This window comes from Streptomyces sp. NPDC085937 (genome assembly GCF_044540535.1).
Lineage (GTDB): Bacteria > Actinomycetota > Actinomycetes > Streptomycetales > Streptomycetaceae > Streptomyces.
Genome location: NZ_JBITSH010000006.1, coordinates 240401 through 257965 on the forward strand (window position 1 = coordinate 240401; position 17565 = coordinate 257965).

20 protein-coding genes are annotated in these 17565 nt (G+C 72.5%); 5 read left to right on the forward strand and 15 right to left on the reverse strand.

All coding sequences use genetic code 11. The features are described from left to right. Nucleotides 1-8: 8 nt before the first annotated feature. Entirely contained in the window at nucleotides 9-803 is a 795-nt protein-coding gene (locus ACIF8S_RS15720) for a hypothetical protein (protein ID WP_399999678.1), read from the forward strand. Between the two features lie 98 nt (nucleotides 804-901). Here the strand turns inward: ACIF8S_RS15720 and ACIF8S_RS15725 are convergent, their stop codons facing one another. The 7 genes from ACIF8S_RS15725 to ACIF8S_RS15755 form a co-directional block, all read right to left on the reverse strand. Continuing rightward, nucleotides 902-1141 carry a helix-turn-helix domain-containing protein gene (locus ACIF8S_RS15725; protein WP_399999679.1) on the reverse strand — a complete coding sequence of 80 codons (240 nt, stop codon included), beginning with the start codon at nucleotides 1139-1141 and terminating at the stop codon, nucleotides 902-904. Next, nucleotides 1141-1638 (reverse strand): DUF2975 domain-containing protein, encoded by a 498-nt coding sequence (locus tag ACIF8S_RS15730; RefSeq protein ID WP_399999680.1) that lies wholly within the window; start codon nucleotides 1636-1638, stop codon nucleotides 1141-1143. Before ACIF8S_RS15730 ends, ACIF8S_RS15725 begins: the two co-directional genes overlap by 1 nt. A 93-nt stretch (nucleotides 1639-1731) precedes the next feature. Further along, nucleotides 1732-3045, reverse strand: coding sequence for a DUF6986 family protein (locus tag ACIF8S_RS15735; protein WP_399999681.1), 1314 nt, complete (start codon nucleotides 3043-3045; stop codon nucleotides 1732-1734). A 216-nt stretch (nucleotides 3046-3261) separates the two neighbouring features. Continuing rightward, entirely contained in the window at nucleotides 3262-4224 is a 963-nt protein-coding gene (locus ACIF8S_RS15740) for an electron transfer flavoprotein subunit alpha/FixB family protein (protein ID WP_349799488.1), read from the reverse strand. A gap of 61 nt (nucleotides 4225-4285) precedes the next feature. Next, nucleotides 4286-5074, reverse strand: a complete 789-nt coding sequence (locus tag ACIF8S_RS15745; protein ID WP_399999682.1) for an electron transfer flavoprotein subunit beta/FixA family protein — start codon at nucleotides 5072-5074, stop codon at nucleotides 4286-4288. A 218-nt stretch (nucleotides 5075-5292) separates the two neighbouring features. Continuing rightward, nucleotides 5293-5802, reverse strand: coding sequence for a flavin reductase family protein (locus ACIF8S_RS15750; RefSeq protein WP_399999683.1), 510 nt, complete (start codon nucleotides 5800-5802; stop codon nucleotides 5293-5295). A gap of 217 nt (nucleotides 5803-6019) precedes the next feature. Next, nucleotides 6020-6436, reverse strand: a complete 417-nt coding sequence (locus ACIF8S_RS15755; RefSeq protein WP_399999684.1) for a TlpA family protein disulfide reductase — start codon at nucleotides 6434-6436, stop codon at nucleotides 6020-6022. A 191-nt stretch (nucleotides 6437-6627) separates the two neighbouring features. Between ACIF8S_RS15755 and ACIF8S_RS15760 the strand changes: the two genes are divergently transcribed. Then, nucleotides 6628-7356 carry a 1-acyl-sn-glycerol-3-phosphate acyltransferase gene (locus ACIF8S_RS15760; protein ID WP_150155920.1) on the forward strand — a complete coding sequence of 243 codons (729 nt, stop codon included), beginning with the start codon at nucleotides 6628-6630 and terminating at the stop codon, nucleotides 7354-7356. A 212-nt stretch (nucleotides 7357-7568) separates the two neighbouring features. Here the strand turns inward: ACIF8S_RS15760 and ACIF8S_RS15765 are convergent, their stop codons facing one another. The 5 genes from ACIF8S_RS15765 to ACIF8S_RS15785 form a co-directional block, all read right to left on the reverse strand. Further along, complete coding sequence (locus tag ACIF8S_RS15765) at nucleotides 7569-8261, reverse strand: B3/4 domain-containing protein (RefSeq protein WP_399999685.1); 693 nt, start codon at nucleotides 8259-8261, stop codon at nucleotides 7569-7571. Nucleotides 8262-8263: 2 nt separating this feature from the next. Further along, on the reverse strand, nucleotides 8264-8848 hold the full coding sequence (locus ACIF8S_RS15770) for a transglutaminase domain-containing protein (RefSeq protein ID WP_399999686.1): 585 nt from the start codon (nucleotides 8846-8848) through the stop codon (nucleotides 8264-8266). 75 nt (nucleotides 8849-8923) lie between these two features. Further along, on the reverse strand, nucleotides 8924-9994 hold the full coding sequence (locus ACIF8S_RS15775; RefSeq protein WP_399999821.1) for a threonine aldolase family protein: 1071 nt from the start codon (nucleotides 9992-9994) through the stop codon (nucleotides 8924-8926). After that, on the reverse strand, nucleotides 9991-10737 hold the full coding sequence (locus ACIF8S_RS15780) for an SDR family NAD(P)-dependent oxidoreductase (protein WP_399999687.1): 747 nt from the start codon (nucleotides 10735-10737) through the stop codon (nucleotides 9991-9993). Before ACIF8S_RS15780 ends, ACIF8S_RS15775 begins: the two co-directional genes overlap by 4 nt. 38 nt (nucleotides 10738-10775) lie before the next feature. Beyond that, nucleotides 10776-12173 (reverse strand): DUF6421 family protein, encoded by a 1398-nt coding sequence (locus ACIF8S_RS15785; protein ID WP_399999688.1) that lies wholly within the window; start codon nucleotides 12171-12173, stop codon nucleotides 10776-10778. A gap of 254 nt (nucleotides 12174-12427) precedes the next feature. Here ACIF8S_RS15785 and ACIF8S_RS15790 point away from each other — a divergent pair, with 254 nt between their 5' ends. Continuing rightward, on the forward strand, nucleotides 12428-13111 hold the full coding sequence (locus ACIF8S_RS15790) for a glycerophosphodiester phosphodiesterase (RefSeq protein WP_399999689.1): 684 nt from the start codon (nucleotides 12428-12430) through the stop codon (nucleotides 13109-13111). Nucleotides 13112-13133: 22 nt separating this feature from the next. Here ACIF8S_RS15790 and ACIF8S_RS15795 read toward each other — a convergent pair whose 3' ends face one another. Beyond that, nucleotides 13134-13676, reverse strand: coding sequence for a GNAT family N-acetyltransferase (locus ACIF8S_RS15795; protein ID WP_399999690.1), 543 nt, complete (start codon nucleotides 13674-13676; stop codon nucleotides 13134-13136). Between the two features lie 149 nt (nucleotides 13677-13825). Between ACIF8S_RS15795 and ACIF8S_RS15800 the strand changes: the two genes are divergently transcribed. Further along, nucleotides 13826-14224, forward strand: coding sequence for a VOC family protein (locus tag ACIF8S_RS15800; RefSeq protein WP_349799512.1), 399 nt, complete (start codon nucleotides 13826-13828; stop codon nucleotides 14222-14224). Nucleotides 14225-14305: 81 nt separating this feature from the next. Here the strand turns inward: ACIF8S_RS15800 and ACIF8S_RS15805 are convergent, their stop codons facing one another. After that, nucleotides 14306-15007 carry a MarR family transcriptional regulator gene (locus tag ACIF8S_RS15805; protein ID WP_399999691.1) on the reverse strand — a complete coding sequence of 234 codons (702 nt, stop codon included), beginning with the start codon at nucleotides 15005-15007 and terminating at the stop codon, nucleotides 14306-14308. Next, on the reverse strand, nucleotides 15004-16740 hold the full coding sequence (locus tag ACIF8S_RS15810; RefSeq protein ID WP_399999692.1) for an FUSC family protein: 1737 nt from the start codon (nucleotides 16738-16740) through the stop codon (nucleotides 15004-15006). The genes ACIF8S_RS15805 and ACIF8S_RS15810 overlap by 4 nt, the downstream gene beginning before the upstream one ends. 230 nt (nucleotides 16741-16970) lie before the next feature. Between ACIF8S_RS15810 and ACIF8S_RS15815 the strand changes: the two genes are divergently transcribed. Continuing rightward, on the forward strand, nucleotides 16971-17513 hold the full coding sequence (locus ACIF8S_RS15815; RefSeq protein ID WP_399999693.1) for a DUF5134 domain-containing protein: 543 nt from the start codon (nucleotides 16971-16973) through the stop codon (nucleotides 17511-17513). The last annotated feature ends 52 nt before the right edge of the window (nucleotides 17514-17565 follow it).

The window sequence follows — 17565 nt, forward strand, 5'->3', positions numbered from 1 at the left end:
CGGCGCCGGTGGAGGACCGTACGCTGCGGGCGCTCGGGCTGGACGTGGTGCCGCGCGAGCATCCGCTGGAGTATCCGGGCTCCTGGCCGCGTGAGTCGGGCCTGCTCGACGGGGACCGCCTGCTGCCGCTGGACCGGTGGGTGTTCGAGGACCGGACACCCGTCGTCTCGGTCGGCTCCAACGCCTGCCCCGCCCAACTGCGGCACAAGATGGCCGAGTCGGGCATCGTGACGCCGCTGCCGATGGTGCGGGCCCGGGTGGCGGGGCTGGGCATCGGTGTCTCGGCGCACGTGAGCCGCGCGGGTTACGTCGCCAACGCGCCGGTGGTGACGCCGGGGCGGGTGAGTGAGCTGTTCGTGATCTGGCTCGACGCCCGGCAGCTCACGGTGATCGACGCGAGCGAGGGGGTGCCGCTGCCGCACGGCAACTTCCGGCGCGTCCGGCTCCCCGCGCCGGACGTGCGGATCGAACTTCCCGACGGGAGCTCGCTGCCCGGCGCGTACGCGTACGTCAACCGCCGGGGCGTGCTGCACGACGGCACCGGCGCCCCGCGCACCCACCCCGGCCAACGCCCCCTGCTGACCGACCTCCTGGCCACACTCCCCCGGCTGCGGGCCCTGTTCGGCACCACGCCGGAGGAGTTCTGCGTCCGGGCGCGCGCCGACCGGGCCCTGTGCGAGCAGGGGACGCGGCTGCTCTCCGAGGAGGGGTGGGTCACCGCGAGCGGGCTGGAGCGGTACATGACGACCGCGGGGGCCGGGCGTCACGGCACGGGTGCCGAGCCGGGCCCGCCGCGGGCCTAGCGAACCGGCGGGCCACATCCGGACCCGTATGCCCCGGCTGCCCGACCGCCCTGGCTGCCCAGCTGCCCCTCCTGCCTGCCTCGCCTGCCCCCGCCGCCCTACGCCCTGTTGCCGGCCGGTTCCGGCGTCGCGTGGTCGGGTTCGTGGCGGAGCAGGTCACCGGGCTGGCATTCCAGCACCTCGCACAGCGCGGCCAGCGTGGTGAACCGCACGGCCTTGGCGCGGCCGTTCTTCAGGACGGCCAGGTTCGCCGGGGTGATCCCCACCCGTTCGGCGAGTTCCCCCACGGACATCTTGCGCCGCGCCAGCATCACGTCGATGTCGACGGCGATCGGCATCAGATCACCTCGGCCAGCTCGGCCTGCATCCGCGTGGCCTCCTGCTTCTGCTCCACGGCCTGGGCCAGCAGCATCCGCAGCACGAGGACGACGAGCGCGATCCCCCCGATCGCCAGGCCGAGCCCGCCCACCAGGAGCACGATGCCGGGTGCGACGGCCTCCCCCGGCGCGAGCAGCGCCCCGAGGGCGAAGACCAGCAGCGCGGCGGCGACGAACGCCCCGATGACGATGTGGACGTAGCGGAAGGCCGCGTGGGAGAAGACGGTCCCGCTCCGGGCCATCGTCACCAGCCGCCACACGCACACCAGGACGGTCTGGGCCGCCAGCACGATGAGCACCACGATGGCGAGGAACGGGGACCGGAGGGAGGAGTACTCCGCGTCCAGTCCGTCGAGGTCGCTCGCCAGCAGCGGCACCATCACCGCCTGCACCACCACGGAGCCCGTCAGCAGCGCCACGATCACCGCGCGCAGCGCGAGCACGGTCGCCTGTCCCATCGCCTCTCCTTCGCTCGAAGCACGATGGGAATCTATCGAATGTCGATAGATGGCGCAATCGACCGCTGCCGGCCTCCCTGATCGGAGGGGCCGTCACGGCGCGGAGACGGTGAGGCCTCCCCGCCGGGGTGAGGCGAACGTCTCCAGGTCGGCACGGGCGAGACCGCTCGCGCGGGCGACCTCGCCGTCGTCCAGGGCGCCGCAGTCCAGCCCGCGCAGCAGGTGTCCGGCGAGGGCCTTGGCGGTGGCGGGCTCGTCCATCACGTCACCGCCGGCCCGGTCGGCATATCGGGCGAGACGGGCGGCGGCCCGCTCGAAGCCCTCGCGGTAGAAGGCGAAGACGGCGGCGTAGCGGGTGGGCAGGTGGCCGGGGTGCATGTCCCAGCCCTGGTAGTAGGCGCGGGCGAGGGCCCGGCGGACGAGGCCGAAGTGCAGGCGCCAGGCGTCGTGCACCTGCTCGGCGGGGCCGACCGGCAGCACGTTGGTGGAGCCGTCCGAGAGCCGCACCCCGGTGCCGGCGGCGGCGACCTGCATGACCGCCTTGGCGTGGTCGGCGGCGGGGTGGTCGGAGGCCTGGTGGGCCGCCGAGACGCCGAGGCAGGCGCTGTAGTCGAAGGTGCCGTAGTGCAGGCCGGTGGCACGGCCCTCCGCGGCCTGGATCATGCGGGCGACGGTGGCGGTGCCGTCGGCGGCGAGGATGGACTGACTGGTCTCGATCTGGATCTCGAAGCCGATCCGGCCGGGTGCGAGGTCCCAGGTCTCCTCGAAGGCGTCGAGCAACCGCGCCATGGCGGTGACCTGCTCGGCGTAGGTGACCTTGGGGAGGGTGAGGACCAGTCCGTCGGGCAGGCCGCCCGCCCGCATCAGGCCGGTGAGGAAGATGTCGAGGGTGCGGATGCCGCGGTCGCGGACGGCCGCCTCCATGCACTTCGTGCGGATGCCGGTCCAGGGGGCCGTTGTGGCGGCGCCGCCGCGCGCGTGGGCCTCGCCGACCAGCCGGGCCGCGCGGGCGGCGGCCTCGTCCTCCTCGGCGTCGGGGCGGTTGCCGTAGCCGTCCTCGAAGTCGACGCGCAGGTCCTCGACCGGCTCGCGCTCCAGTTTCGCGCGGACCCGGCCGTACACGTCCTCGGCGAGCGCGCCGTCCAGTCCGAGGACGGCACCGAAGGAGGCGGCGTCGGACGCGTGGTCGTCCAGGGACGCGAGGGCGCGGTCGCCCCAGGTGCGGACGGTGTCGGCGGCGAAGACGTCGCCGGGGACGTAGACCGTGTGGACGGGTTGGCGCGTGCCGGGGTCGCCGGGGTACAAACGCTCCAGTTCGGCGTCGACCGGCGCGAGGGAGGCGCCGATCTCCTCGGCGACGGCGCCCGCGAGACTCGTCGACACCCGCTCCTGCTGCCCCTGGCCCATGCCACCCTCCCAGACGTCCGCGATCCGACCCCGCATCGGTTTCCGCGATACGGAATCAACAATTCGTTGAATGACGGTATCCGGCGGCCTCCGTGCCGGTCAACACCGTCCTACGACCGCTCCCGCCCCGCCACCGCGCCGTGAGGGGACCGCGGGGAAACGGCGAGGCCCCCGCGACCGGTGCGGTCGCGGGGGCCTCGGACGTTGCCCGAGTGATCAGCCCTTGCGGGACTTGATCTCCTCGGTCAGCTGCGGGACGACGTCGAACAGGTCGCCGACCACGCCGTAGTCGACCAGGTCGAAGATCGGGGCCTCGGCGTCCTTGTTGACGGCCACGATGGTCTTCGAGGTCTGCATGCCCGCACGGTGCTGGATCGCGCCGGAGATGCCCGAGGCGATGTACAGCTGCGGCGAGACCGACTTGCCGGTCTGGCCGACCTGGTTGGTGTGCGGGTACCAGCCGGCGTCGACGGCGGCACGCGAGGCACCGACGGCCGCGCCGAGCGAGTCGGCGAGCGCCTCGATGATCGCGAAGTTCTCCGCGCCGTTGACACCGCGGCCGCCGGAGACGACGATCGCGGCCTCGGTCAGCTCCGGACGGCCGGTCGACTCACGCGGCGTGCGGCCGGTGACCTTGGTGCCGGTCGCCTGCTCGGAGAACGTGACGCTCAGGGCCTCGACCGCGCCGGCGGCCGGGGCGGCCTCCACGGCGGCCGAGTTCGGCTTGACCGTGATGACCGGGGTGCCCTTGGAGACACGGGACTTGGTGGTGTAGCTGGCGGCGAACACCGACTGGGTGGCCACCGGACCCTCGTCGCCGGCCTCCAGGTCGACGGCGTCGGTGATGATGCCCGATCCCAGGCGCAGCGCCAGGCGGGCGGCGATCTCCTTGCCCTCGGCGGAGGACGAGACCAGCACGGCGGCCGGGGAGACGGCCTCGTGGGCGGCCTGGAGGGCGTCGACCTTGGGCACGACCAGGTAGTCGGCGTACTCGGCGGCCTCGTGGGTGAGGACCTTCACCGCGCCGTGCTCGGCGAGCGTGGCGGCGGTGTCGGCGGCGCCGTTGCCCAGCGCGACGGCGACCGGCTCGCCGATGCGGCGGGCGAGGGTCAGCAGCTCCAGGGTCGGCTTGCGGACGGCACCGTCCACGTGGTCGACGTAGACGAGAACTTCAGCCATGGGACTTCTTCTCTCCTGCTTGCGAAGTATGAGGGGCGGTGAGCGAGCCGAGCCGTGCGGCTCAGATGAACTTCTGGCCCGCGAGGAACTCGGCGAGCTGCTTGCCGCCCTCGCCCTCGTCCTTGACGATCGTGCCCGCGGTGCGGGCGGGACGCTCGGCCGCCGACTCCACGGTGGTGTAGGCGTTCTCCAGGCCGACCTCGTCCTCGTCGATGCCGAGGTCGGAGAGGTCCCAGGACTCCACCGGCTTCTTCTTGGCCGCCATGATGCCCTTGAAGGACGGGTAACGCGCCTCGCCCGACTGGTCGGTGACCGACACGACCGCGGGGAGGGACGCCTCGAGCTGCTCGGAGGCGGCGTCGCCGTCACGGCGGCCGGTGACCTTGCCGTCCTCGACGTTCACCTCGGACAGGAGCGTCACCTGCGGCACGCCGAGGCGCTCCGCGAGCAGCGCCGGTACGACGCCCATGGTGCCGTCGGTGGAGGCCATGCCGGAGACGACCAGGTCGTAACCGGCCTTCTCGACGGCCTTGGCCAGAACCAGGGAGGTGCCGATGGCGTCGGTGCCGTGCAGGTCGTCGTCCTCGACGTGGATCGCCTTGTCGGCGCCCATGGACAGCGCCTTGCGCAGCGCGTCCTTGGCGTCCTCGGGACCCACGGTCAGGACGGTGACCTCCACGTCGTCGTCCGAGTTCTCCGCGATCTGCAGCGCCTGCTCGACCGCGTACTCGTCCAGCTCGGAGAGCAGACCGTCCACGTCGTCACGGTCGACGGTCAGGTCATCGGCGAAGTGCCGGTCGCCAGTGGCGTCGGGCACGTACTTCACAGTGACAACGATCCTCAAGCTCACGCCGGCTCTCCTACTGCATCGTCATTTCTGGCTGCCTGCCTGCAGGCAGCATAGGCGCCACAAGCGGGCGGTCCCGGTCGGGGCGACCCACGCTCCGATCGAAATATTACTCGTCAGTACACCCAGTTCCTGCCCGCTAAGCAAGCGCTTTGAACTGTGACCTTCGCAACGCAGCGTAACCGGAACTCCTCCTGCCCGCGACCGAGGACGGGTGCGCCTCAGTCGGGCAGACCGCTGAATCGTCCCTGGTGGTAGACGAGGGGACGGCCGTGGCCGGTGGGGTCGCCGAACAGCACCTCGGCGAGCACGATCCGGTGGTCGCCGGCGGGCACCCGCGCCTCCACGCGGCACACCATCCACGCGGGCACCCCCTCCAGCACGGGGACCCCCTCCGGCCCCTCCCGCCAGGCGGTGGGCGGACCGAAGCGGTCCGCGCCCCGGCGGGCGAAGGTGGCCGCCAGTTCCTCCTGGTGCGCCCCCAGCAGGTGCACGCCGACATGGTCACTGGCCGCGATCACCGGCCAGCTGGAACTGCCCGTGGCGACACCGAACGACAGCATCGGGGGCTCGGCGGACACCGAGGCCAGGGAGGTGGCGGTGAAGCCGACCGGACCGGAGCGGCCGCGCGCCGTGACCACGGCGACGCCCGCCGGATGCCGGCGGAAGACGGAGCGCAGCAGGTCGGGCGAGGCGGGCCGGGCCGTACCGAGGTCGGACGTTGCCGTCATCAAACAGTCCTTCTGGGAGGGGTCACGAGCGGGTTCGCGGCTGCTCACCGGCCCGGTCGGCACACACGCGGGGCGCGGGCGGCGGCCGGGACGGGGCCGGGTACCCGACGGCGGCCGAAGAGTCCGGACGACATGCCGTCAGGCTGACGACAAGCGCCGCGCAGCGTCAAGCCGGTCCCCGTGGATGGGAGATGTCTCACCATGATCGCGACGGGGTTCACAGAGCCGCGCCCAGGGCGGCGATCACATCGGCCTTGCGCGGCTGTCCGGCGGCCCGCCGCACCACCCGGCCGCCGGCGTCGAGCACCAGCACGGTGGGGGTACGCACGATCTCGAGGCGCCGGACGAGGTCCAGCCGGGCCTCGGCGTCGATCTCCACATGGGTCACGCCCGGGACCATCCCGGCGATCTCGTCCAGCACCCGGCGCGTGGCCCGGCAGGGCGCGCAGAAGGCGCTGGAGAACTGCACGAGGGTGGCGCGCTCACCGAGGGCCGTGCCGAGTTCGGCGGCGAGAACGGCGGGCGCTCCGCCGTCCTCGCCGGTCCGTCCTGTGTCGTCACTGCCTCGCACGCGTCCGCTCCCGCCCTTGATTCCGCCGTCAACGCCCTCCAGCGTCCCGAAGACCGCGAACATTCCCGTCCGCCCCGCAAAATCCGAGGTGGATCAAGGGAACGTGACGAGAATCTCCGCCGCGCACCGCCCCCGGGACTGGTTCACCGGCCGTTCTTGGGGCAGCATCAGCGACAGGCCGTAAACCTACGGCTGCGTAACTTCGACTGGGAGCCTCCTTCCCAGACAGAGAAGGAAAGGGTTCCGACCCGCCCATGGCAGAACTTGTCTACCGGCCCGTGATCGGCTTCGCCCGCACCCTGTTCAAGGCGTGGGACCTCAAGATCGATTGCCAGGGGTCGGAGAACATCCCGCGCTCGGGCGGCGCCGTGCTGGTGAGCAATCACATCAGCTATCTCGATTTCGTCTTCAACGGACTGGCGGCGCTCCCCCAGAAGCGGCTCGTCCGCTTCATGGCCAAGGAGTCGGTGTTCCGGCACCGTGTCTCCGGCCCGCTGATGCGCGGCATGAAGCACATCCCGGTGGACCGCAAGCAGGGTGAGGCGGCGTACGAGCACGCGCTGCGCTCGCTGCGGTCCGGTGAGATCGTGGGCGTCTTCCCGGAGGCGACGATCTCCCCGTCGTTCACCCTGAAGAGCTTCAAGTCCGGTGCCGCGCGCATGGCCCAGGAGGCGGGCGTTCCCCTGATCCCTATGGCGGTGTGGGGTACCCAGCGGCTGTGGACCAAGGGCCACCCGCGCAACTTCAAGCGCAGCCACATCCCCGTCACCATCCGTGTGGGCGAGGCGATCGAGGCCTCCAAGGACAAGTACGCCGGCGCGATCACGCGTCAGCTGCGTGAGCGTGTGCAGGAGCTGCTGGAGGCGGCCCAGCGGGCCTACCCGGTGCGGCCCCGCGGCGACGACGACACCTGGTGGATGCCGGCCCACCTCGGCGGCACCGCCCCGACCCCGGAGCAGGTCCGCGAGGCCGAGGCCCACTGAGGTCCCTTCTCAGGTCCCGGTCCGTGCACAGCACGGCCCGGCACCTGCTGCGTTCCCGCCGGCCGGGACGCCGGTGTTCTGCTGGACGCCGTGGAGCGGATCGCGGCGACGGGTGACGTGGCGCTTCAGCGGCGGTTGTTCGCCGGGTCGAGGGGGTGGCCCGGGGGCCGGGCTCGGCGCCGTGCTGGACGCGTGGGGCGACGACCTCGCCCTCATGCGGCCGGATGGACGGTGATGCCCGCTCCGGGGCTGAACTTCTCCAGGAGGGCGGCGAGTTCGGCGGCTGCCTCCTCGGCCTCGGAGGGGCTCGCCGGGGGCAGGCTCTCCAGGAGGAAGAGACCCGAGGTGGTCTCCTCGGTGAGCCGGGTGCGCGGGCCCTGGCGCCAGTTCCAGCGGCGGCAGGTGACGCCGAGGTCGTCGCACCACACCACCTCGCCCGGGTCGGGGTGCTCGACGGTCTCCACTCCCCCGGCGACCGTCACGAAATCCTCCTGGCCGGTGGCCCGGACGAGCCGCATCGTGCCCTGGACACGGTCGGCGTCCTCGCCCCCCACGGGGATCAGCCGGGCGACGCTGACGGCGTTGTAGACGTCGACGAGGAGGTTGATCCGGGGCAGGCCGGCCTCCGACAGGGCGCGCTTGGCCAGGGCCTCGGCCGAGTTGCGGGTGCGGGAGGGCTTGGAGCCGAAGGTGGTGTAGGCCGCGCGCCAGGCTGTCATGTGCGGGTCCTCGTGCGGGGCGCGCCCGTCCAGCCGGGCGGCGAGCCGGCGTGCGGCCTCGTCGAGCAGCGCGGAACTCTCCTCCGTGCTCGGCCCGTTGACCAGTCCGTGCGCCTCGACGGCGACGTGGGTGAATCCGGGCACGAGGGCCCGTACCTCGTCGGACACGGTGGGCGCGAAGGTCATGGTCAGCCTTGTTCTCGGAGTGTGGTGGGGAGCGTCGCCCACAGGTGCGCCCGGTCGGAGGCGCCGCGCAGGGCGTGCAGCACGGCCGGGTGCGGCGCAGCATACAAGACCGGATGGTCCGTCTCGTGGGACGAGGGGTCGGGCGTGAAGGCCAGCTGCTCGCCGTCGAGGGAGAACCGCGCGTCCACTCCGGGCTTGTTGCCGCGCGGGTCCTGCCGGTGCCAGGCGCCGTGGAACCGCACGGCGACCAGGCCGTGCACCACCCCCAACTCCTGGTAGCAGAGCGCGGTCGGGATGTCCTCGGCGCGCAGCAGTGCGGCCAGCGCGTGGGCCTTGGCGTAGCAGATGCCGGTGCCCTGCTCCAGCACGTCGGAGGCGCGCCACGTCACGCGGGGGTCGTCGGCGTCCTGCGAGTGCGTGACGCGGTCGCGTACGTATACGAAGGCCGCCTGCGCATATTCATACGAGTCGCGGGCGTCGGCGGCCAGGCGGGCGGACACGTCCCTGACGCGTGGATGATGATGGTCGATCGCCTCGTCGGCCGCCAAGTAAGCGGAGAGGTCCGGGTTTTCCTGGATGAGCCGCATGGCGTCGGAGCATAGGCAAGCGACCGACCGAGCGTCAATGCTTTTTCGGTCGATCGCATACCTATGCATCTACTGCTAGCGGGCCATCTCCTCCTTGAGGGCGGCCACGAAGCGGTCCACGTCGTCCTCGGTGGTGTCGTAGGCGCACATCCAGCGGACGTCGCCGGCCGTCTCGTCCCAGAAGTAGAACCGGAACCGCTTCTGCAGGCGCTCGCTCACGTCGTGCGGCAGCCGCGCGAACACGGCGTTGGCCTGCACCGGGTAGAGGATCTCCACGCCGTGCACCGCCCGCACGCCCTCGGCGAGACGCTGGGCCATCTCGTTGGCGTGCCGCGCGTTGCGCAGCCACAGGTCCCGGGCCAGCAGGGCCTCCAGCTGCACGGACACGAAGCGCATCTTGGAGGCGAGCTGCATGGACAGCTTGCGCAGGTGCTTCATGTGCTTGATGCCGTCCGGGTCCAGCACCACGACCGCCTCGCCGAACAGGGCGCCGTTCTTGGTGCCGCCCAGCGAGAGCAGGTCGACGCCCACCGCGTTGGTGAAGGTGCGCAGCGGCACGTCCAGCGTGGCGGCGGCGTTGGCCAGCCGGGAGCCGTCGACGTGCACCTTCATGCCGTGCGCGTGGGCGTGCTCGCAGATCGCGCGGATCTCGTCCGGGGTGTACACCGTGCCCAGTTCGGTCGCCTGGGCTATCGAGACGACCTGCGGCATGGCCCGGTGCTCGTCGTCCCAGCCGTACGCCTCCCGGTCGATGAGCTCCGGGGTGAGCTTCCCGTCCGGGGTGGGCACGGTGAGCAGCTTGATGCCGCCGACCCGCTCCGGCGCGCCGCCCTCGTCCACGTTGATGTGGGCGCTCTCCGCGCAGATCACCGCGCCCCAGCGGTCGGTGACCGCCTGGAGGGCCACGACGTTGGCCCCGGTGCCGTTGAAGACCGGGAAGGCCTCGGCGGTGGGCCCGAAGTGGCTGCGGATCACCTGCTGGAGGTTCTCGGTGTAGGCGTCCTCGCCGTACGCGACCTGGTGCCCGCCGTTGGCCAGGGCCAGGGCGGCGAGCACCTCCGGGTGGGCTCCGGCGTAGTTGTCGCTGGCGAAACCGCGGACCTCCGGGTCGTGATGACGACGCGCGTCGGTCCGCGGCGGGTTCACGGCTTCTCGGTCAGCCACAGACGTTTTCCGTTCACTTCCGCGGCGGGCTTGTCCCAGACGTCGACGATGGACTCGGCCAGGTCCTTGACGTCCGTGAAGCCCGCGAACTTCGCGTTGGGGCGGTCGGCGCGCATCGCGTCGTGCACCAACGCCTTCACCACCAGGATCGCAGCAGCCGACGTCGGCCCCTGCTCGCCCCCGGCCTTGCGGAAGTAGTCGCCCATGGCGAGCGTCCACGCCTCGGCGGCGGCCTTGCCGGCCGCGTACGCGGCGTTGCCGGCGGTCGGCTTCGTCGCGCCAGCCGCGCTGATCAGGACGTACCGGCCGCGGTCGCTGCGCTGGAGCGCCTCGTGGAAGGCGAGCGTGGTGTGCTGCACGGTGCGCACCAGCAGAAGCTCCAGGAAGTCCCAGTCGTCCAAACTGGTCTTGGTGAACGTCTCGCTGCCGCGCCAGCCGCCGACGAGGTGGACCAGGCCGTCGACCCGGCCGAACTCCTTCTCGGTGCGGGCGGCCCAGTCCCGGGTGGACTCCAGGTCGAGCAGGTCGACCGTCTCCCCGGTGACGGTGGCGCCGCCGTGCGCGTAGCGCGCCGCGTCGACCGCTTCCGCCAGCCGTTCCGGGTCGTTGTCCGAACCGACGACGGTGGCTCCCGCCTCGGCCAGCCTGAGCAGCGCCGCGCGTCCCGCGGGTCCGCCCGCGCCGGCCACCGCGATCACCGCACCCTCGAGCGCCCCGTTCCCCATGGTTCTCGCCTCCTGAGCAGTGTTGTGGACGAGATCGCTCACGCGGCGACCCGCTCGGCACCGTCCGCCGTGATGCCCCGGGTGGAGGCGATCACCTTCTTCAGCTTCTTGGACAGGGCCTCATAGAACATGCTCAGCGGAAACTCGTCCGGAAGCACGTCATCGACGAGTTTCCGCGGCGGCTGCGACAGGTCCAGGGCCTCCGGGCCCTTGGCCCACGTGGAGCCGGGGTGCGGGGCGAGGTAGCGGGAGACCAGCTCGTAACCGGCGAACCAGTGGACGAGCTTGGGGCGGTCGATGCCGTCGCGGTAGAGCGTCTCGATCTCCGCGCACAGCTCGTTGGTGACCTGCGGGGCGCGCTCCCAGTCGATCGAGAGCTTGTTGTCGGTCCAGCGGACGACGTCGTGCTTGTGCAGGTAGGCGAAGAGCAGCTGGCCGCCGAGGCCGTCGTAGTTGCGCACCCGCTCGCCGGTCACCGGGAAGCGGAACATGCGGTCGAAGATGACGGCGATCTGCACGTCGCGGGCCTGCGGCACGCCCTCACCCGCGAGCTTCACGGCCTCCCTGAAGGCGGTGAGGTCGCAGCGCAGCTCCTCCAGGCCGTACATCCAGAACGGCTGGCGCTGCTTGATCATGAAGGGGTCGAACGGCAGGTCGCCGTGGCTGTGGGTGCGGTCGTGGACCATGTCCCACAGCACGAAGGCCTCTTCGCAGCGCTTCTGGTCGTGGACCAGGGCGGCGACGTCCTCGGGCAGCTCCAGGCCCAGGATGTCGACGGCGGCCTCGGTGACCCGGCGGAAGCGGGCGGCCTCGCGGTCGCAGAAGATGGCGCCCCAGGTGAAGCGCTCGGGGGCCTCGCGGACGGCGATGGTCTCGGGGAAGAGCACCGCGGAGTTGGTGTCGTAGCCCGCGGTGAAGCCCTCGAAGGTGATGCCGCAGAACAGCGGGTTGTCGTAGCGGGTGCGCTCCAGCTCGGCCAGCCAGTCCGGCCAGACCATGCGGAACACGACCGCCTCGAGGTTGCGGTCCGGGTTGCCGTTCTGCGTGTACATCGGGAAGACGACCAGGTGCTCAAGGCCGTCCTCGCGCCGCGCGGCCGGCGCGAAGGCCAGCAGCGAGTCGAGGAAGTCCGGCACCTCGAAGCCGCCCTCGGCCCAGCGGGCCAGGTCCTTGCCCAGCGCCTCGTGGTACTCGCGGTCGTGCGGGAGCAGCGGCGACAGCTCGTCGACCGCGCCGATCACGGTGCGTACGGCGTGCTCCGCGTCGCTGCGGGACGGGGCGCCCTCGGCCTCGAAGTCGATCGAGCCGTCCTTGGACTGCCAGGGCCGGATCCGCTCCACGGCATCCTTGAGCACGGGCCATGCCGGGTGCTCCACCACCCTGGTCATCGAAGGAACCTGTTCCCCCGAACCCTGCTGCACAAGAATTTCCGTCATGTCCCATCCTCCACAGGAGAACCTTGCGTACGCCTGACCGTATACACAGGGCGTTTCTCCCAGCAAGGGGCACCTCAGGAAATTATCCTGCCTCACCCGGGGCGCCACCGCATTTTTTCCGGCCGCCTACCCCGTTCGGCGGCGCTCCATGCGTTCCGGGTTCAGCCTCTGGACGACACGGGCAGAGGCGATACGGTCCCAGAGGGCCGCAGGGACGCGGCCCCCCGCCGCCGTCGACGGAAGCGAGTCGCATCTTGAACTTCCTCACCATCGGTCACCGCGGAGTCATGGGCGTCGAACCCGAGAACACCCTGAGGTCCTTCGTCGCGGCCCAGGAGGCGGGCCTCGACGTCATCGAACTGGATCTGCACCTGAGCAAGGACGGCGAACTCGTGGTCATGCACGACGCGCGCGTGGACCGCACCACGGACGGCACCGGCGCCATCGCCGACAAGACCCTCGACGAGCTGCGCGCCCTGGACGCCGGGCGCGGCGAGCGCATTCCCCTGTTCACGGAGGTGCTGGACGCGGTCCGGACGCCGCTGCAGGCGGAGATCAAGGACGTCCGGGCGGCCCGGGCGCTGGCCGAGGTGATGAACGACCGGGGGCTGGCCGACCGCGTGGAGGTCGCGTCCTTCCACGACGAGGCGATCGCCGAGATCGCCGGACTGGTGCTCGGGGTACGTACGGCCCTGGTGGCGGGCCGCTACGGCACCGACGTGGTGGACCGGGCGGTGGCGGTCGGCGCCTCGCGGCTGTGCCTGAACATCCGCCGGATCACCCTGGAGATCGTTGAGCACGCCCGCAAGGCGGACCTGTCGGTGTTCGGCTGGGTGGTCAACACCCAGGACCATCTGCGACTGGTGCGCGCCCTGGGGCTGGACGGGGCGACCACCGACTACCCGGAGATCAAACGCACCGGCCGCTTCACCGCGTGACCGGCCGGCCGCCGTACGAGGCTCAGGCCAGCTTCTTGACCAGCAGCTCGAACTCCAGGTCGTCGCGCTGCGGGATGCCGAAGCGCTCGTCGCCGTACGGGAACGGAGTCGTCCGCCCCGTACGGCGGTAGCCGCGCCGCTCGTACCAGGCGATCAGCTCCTCGCGCACCGAGATCACCGTCATGTGCATCTCGGTCACGCCCCAGCCCTCACGGGCCTGGCGCTCCGCCTCCTCGATCACGGTCCGGCCGAGGCCACTGCCCTGCTGGGCGGGGTCGACGGCGAACATCCCGAAGTAGGCGTACTCGCCCCGGTGTTCGAGCTGGCAGCAGGCGACGATCCGGCCCTCGCGCTCGACCGTGAGCAGCCGGCTGTCGGGTGCCTCGATGACGTCGAGGACGCCTGCGGGGTCGGTCCGCTGCCCGTGCAGGATGTCCGCCTCGGTGGTCCACCCGGCCCGGCTGGAATCCCCCCGGTAGGCCGACTCGACCAGTCCGACGAGGGCGTCCACGTCGGCGTCGGTGGCGTCGCGGAAGGTCAGTCCGGTGTCGGCGGCGGTTCCCATGGCGCGGTTCCCCTGACTCGTGTGCGTCTTGTTCGACGTGGCTGGGACGGGGCAGAGACTAACCCGGCGTTCCGGGCCGCCGAAGGGCCGGTCCACCCTCCGGACGGGCCTCGGGCGGAAGGGCGACGACGGACTCTAGGCTCGGCGGCATGGTGCATGTACTCAGCAGCCGTGTCCTGCTCCGTCCCTCCGACCCCGAGCGCTCCCGCGACTTCTACGGACGGCGGCTGGGGCTCGCCGTCCACCGCGAGTTCGGTACCGGCCCGGAGCGCGGCACCGTGTACTTCCTGGGCGGCGGGTTCCTGGAGCTCTCGGGCCGCTCGGACGCCGCCCCGGCGGGCTCCCCCGACGTCCGGCTCTGGCTCCAGGTGGAGGACGCCGAGGCGGCACGGGAGGAGCTGGCGGCCAAGGGCGTGGAGATCGTCCGCCCTCCGGTGAAGGAGCCGTGGGGGCTGATCGAGATGTGGATCGAGGACCCGGACGGGACCCCGGTCGTCCTGGTCGAGATCCCGGCCGAGCACCCGCTGCGCTACCGGCCGGGCATCTGAAACCAGCGCGTCCGGCGTTCGAGGACGAGGCCCGCCAGGGCCGAGGAGGGTCCGGGGGCAGCCCCGGGCGCTCGGCCACCCCTACGCGCGCAACGCTCCGAGGCGCCCCTCCAGCTGGGACAGCAGTCCCCCCAGCAAGGAGGCCAGATCACCCAGCTCCGCGTGGTCGAGCCCCGACAGCACCGCGGTCTCGTAGGAGAGCTGGGCGGGGAGGATGCCGTCCACCAGCTCACGCCCCGCGTCGGTGAGCCGGACGTGGGCGACCCTGCGGTCCCGCGTGTCACCGCGGCGTTCGACCAGCCCCCGCTCGGTGAGCTGCTTCAGCCGCTTGGTGACGGCGGCGCCCGAGGAGAACGTCTCCCGGGCCAGCTCGCTCGGGGTCAGCTCGTGGCCGGTGCGGCGCAGCGCGCCGAGCAGGTCGAACTCGGGGCGGGTCAGTCCGGCCCGGCGCAGCGGGGCGTCCTCGGCCTGCTGGAAGAGGGCCGAGCAGCGGTTGATGCGGCCGATGACCTCCATGGGGCCGGTGTCGAGGCCCGGGTGGACGGCCCGCCACTGCCGGACCACCTCGGCGACGGTGTCGCGGCCGGACACCGGCGTGTCCGTGACGCCGGTGGGGGCCGGCGCGCCGGTGGGGGCCGTGGCGTCGGTGGGGGCCGGCGCGCCGGTGGGGGCCGTGGCGTCGGTGGGGGCCGTGACGTCGGTGGGGGCCGGGGGGTCCGTACGACGGTCGCCGCCGGTCGCCGGTGCTGCGTCGCCGGCCGATGGCCCGTGGGTCGCCGTCATGGCGATGCGTCCTCCGTGTGCGTGCTGGTGCCGGGGTCGGGAAGCAGACCCTGGCGTCGTACCGTGGCCGCGAGCGTACGGTGTGCCGCCTGCTCGGCGAGCACCACCCGCTCCTGCGGCAGCGCGCGCTGCCACCATTCTCCGGCAGCGGCGTCGGCGGTCGCCCGCAGGTCGACCACGGCACCGGCGAGTGCGCGCCGGGCGGTCTCCAGGTCCGTGACCGTCGCGCCGGGGGCGGCCACCAGGCGAGCTGCGTGCTCGCGGGCCCGGTCGACCACGGCGAGCGACCGCTCGACGCGCCGGCCCGCCCGGCGGTTGGTGACGGCCACGGCGGCGACGAAGCCGACCAGGGCGCCGACCAGGGTGTCCACCACGCGGCCGGTGACCAGGTCGCCGGTCGGCTGGTAGCCGGGCAGCTCGGTGACCAGCAGGGCCAGCGGGGTCACGCAGACGCTGCCGAGCCAGTAGTTGCGGCCGATGAGTGCCTCGGCACCGAAGTTGCAGGCCAGGATGCACAGCAGGAGGGCGAGCGGGCCGAGCTGGGCGACCGGGGTGATCGCCGCGAACAGCAGCACGCCGGCCAGGTTGCCGACGACGCGCTGCACGCCCCGGCTCCAGGTGAGCGTGATGTTGGCCTGGTAGAGGGAGGCCGCGGTGACGAGGGCCCAGTAGGGGCGGTCGGCGCCGAGGGCGAGGGAGGCATAGCCGGCGAGGGCGCAGCCGAGCGCGGTGCGGACGGCGATCGGGGCCAGGGGGCCGAGCCTGCTCCACAGCGGGCGGAGCGCGGTGGCGCGCTCGGCGGCCACCCCCAGAAGTTCGTCGCGCTCCCCTCGCGGGGCGTCGGTGCGCGGGTCGTCGTCGGGCAGAGGCGCGGTGAGCGGGTCGTCGCCGCGCGGGTCTCCGGTGCGCGGGACACGGCCCGTGCCCCGTACGGCGCGGGCCCAGGCGCGCAGGCGCGCGGGATCGGCGTCGGCCGGTGCGGCGAGCGCGACCTCGGCGCGGACGACGAGCCGTTCCAGGGCGCGACGCGTGGCCGAAGGGCGGTTGCCGGCCGCGAGCAGGGTCTGCCAGGCGGCGTGGACGGCCGCGTAGGCGGCGGAACGGGCTCCGGAGGCCCCGTCGCCGGTCCGCGCGGCCTCGGCGTACGCGGCGGTGGCGTTCAGCGCCTGGGCGGTGGCCCGCCGCTCGGGACCGTGCGGCCGGAAGGGCGCCGGGGCCATGCCCACCAGCCAGGCCCACACACCGGCCGCGGCGGCGAGCCCGAGGTGGCCGGGGACCTGGCCGAGGCTCTGCGGGACGAACAGCGAGGCCGAACTGACGAAGGTCAGGATCACGTGGGCGGGCGGCCCGACCCGGGTGACGTCGCAGACCACCTTCTGCAGGGCGGCCAGCAGGGCGCCGACGGTCACCAGGATCACGGCGTTGCGGGTGAGGGAGGCGGAGACCAGGGCGACGGCGAGGCCGCCGAGCATGCCGAGGACGACGCCCGCCAGCACCTTGGCCCGGGCGGCGTAGGGGCGGTTGTGGGCGTAGAGGGCGCACAGGGAGCCGGCCATGGTGTACACCGCGAGGTCGAGCCGGCCGAGCGCCCACAGGAGCAGGCTGGGCGGTGCGACGGCGGCGATCACGCTGAACGCCGGTTTGAACCAGACGTCCGAGGGTCGCCCGAGGCGCAGCGCGCCGACGACCGGGAGGCGCCGGACACGCGTGGGGGTGGGGGTCGCACTGCTCATGGGAAGCAATGTTAACAGGTGTTTTACCGGTAAATCATTCACCTCAAGTCGCCCGACAAGATCTCATCCGTGGCGCCCTGATCCGGGACCGTGTCACGCACTGGAACGGAATCCCCGCGGTCCGCCGCGCTCCCCCGGGAGCCCCCCTCGTACCCCTTCGCGCTCGCGTACACGCCGTCGGGCGGGGGCATCTCCTGACCGTCCGGTGGAGCGGTACGAGGGGGGTTCGCGTGCACGGACCGGGATCGTCCGGCTGGCTGCTGGTGGTGCTCTGCGCGGCCACCGGCATGTACTGCCTGCTGCGGATGCGCAGCCGCGTGGAGGAGCAGCGCCGGGCCGCCGGCGGCGAGGCGCTGATGGGGTTCGGGATGGCGGCGATGGCGGTGCCGGCGGCGGCGTTCACCCCGCCGGCCTGGACCTGGCCGCTCTGGGCGGCGTTGTTCGCGGCGGCCGGTCTGCACGCGCTGTGGTCGGCCCGCGCCTCCGCGCGCCATCTGCACCACGCGGTGGGCGCGGGCGCGATGGTCTACATGGCGGCGGGGATGGCGGCCGGGCCGGGCGGGGCGCACCACGGCGGTGCGGGCACACCTCTGCTCACCGGGGTCCTGTTGCTGTACTTCGCCGCGTACGTGCTGGTGACGGGCGCGCGGCTGGTGCCCCTGGCCGCCGTGGCGGGAGGTCCGGCGACCGGCTGGGGCGACCGGCCGGAGGTGGCGCGGGCCTGCCGGCTGTCGATGGGGATCGCGATGGTGGCGATGCTGCTGACGATGTGAGGGCGCGCAAGAGGCCGTCCGGGCACCGCGCGGGACCGTTGTCTGCGTCACT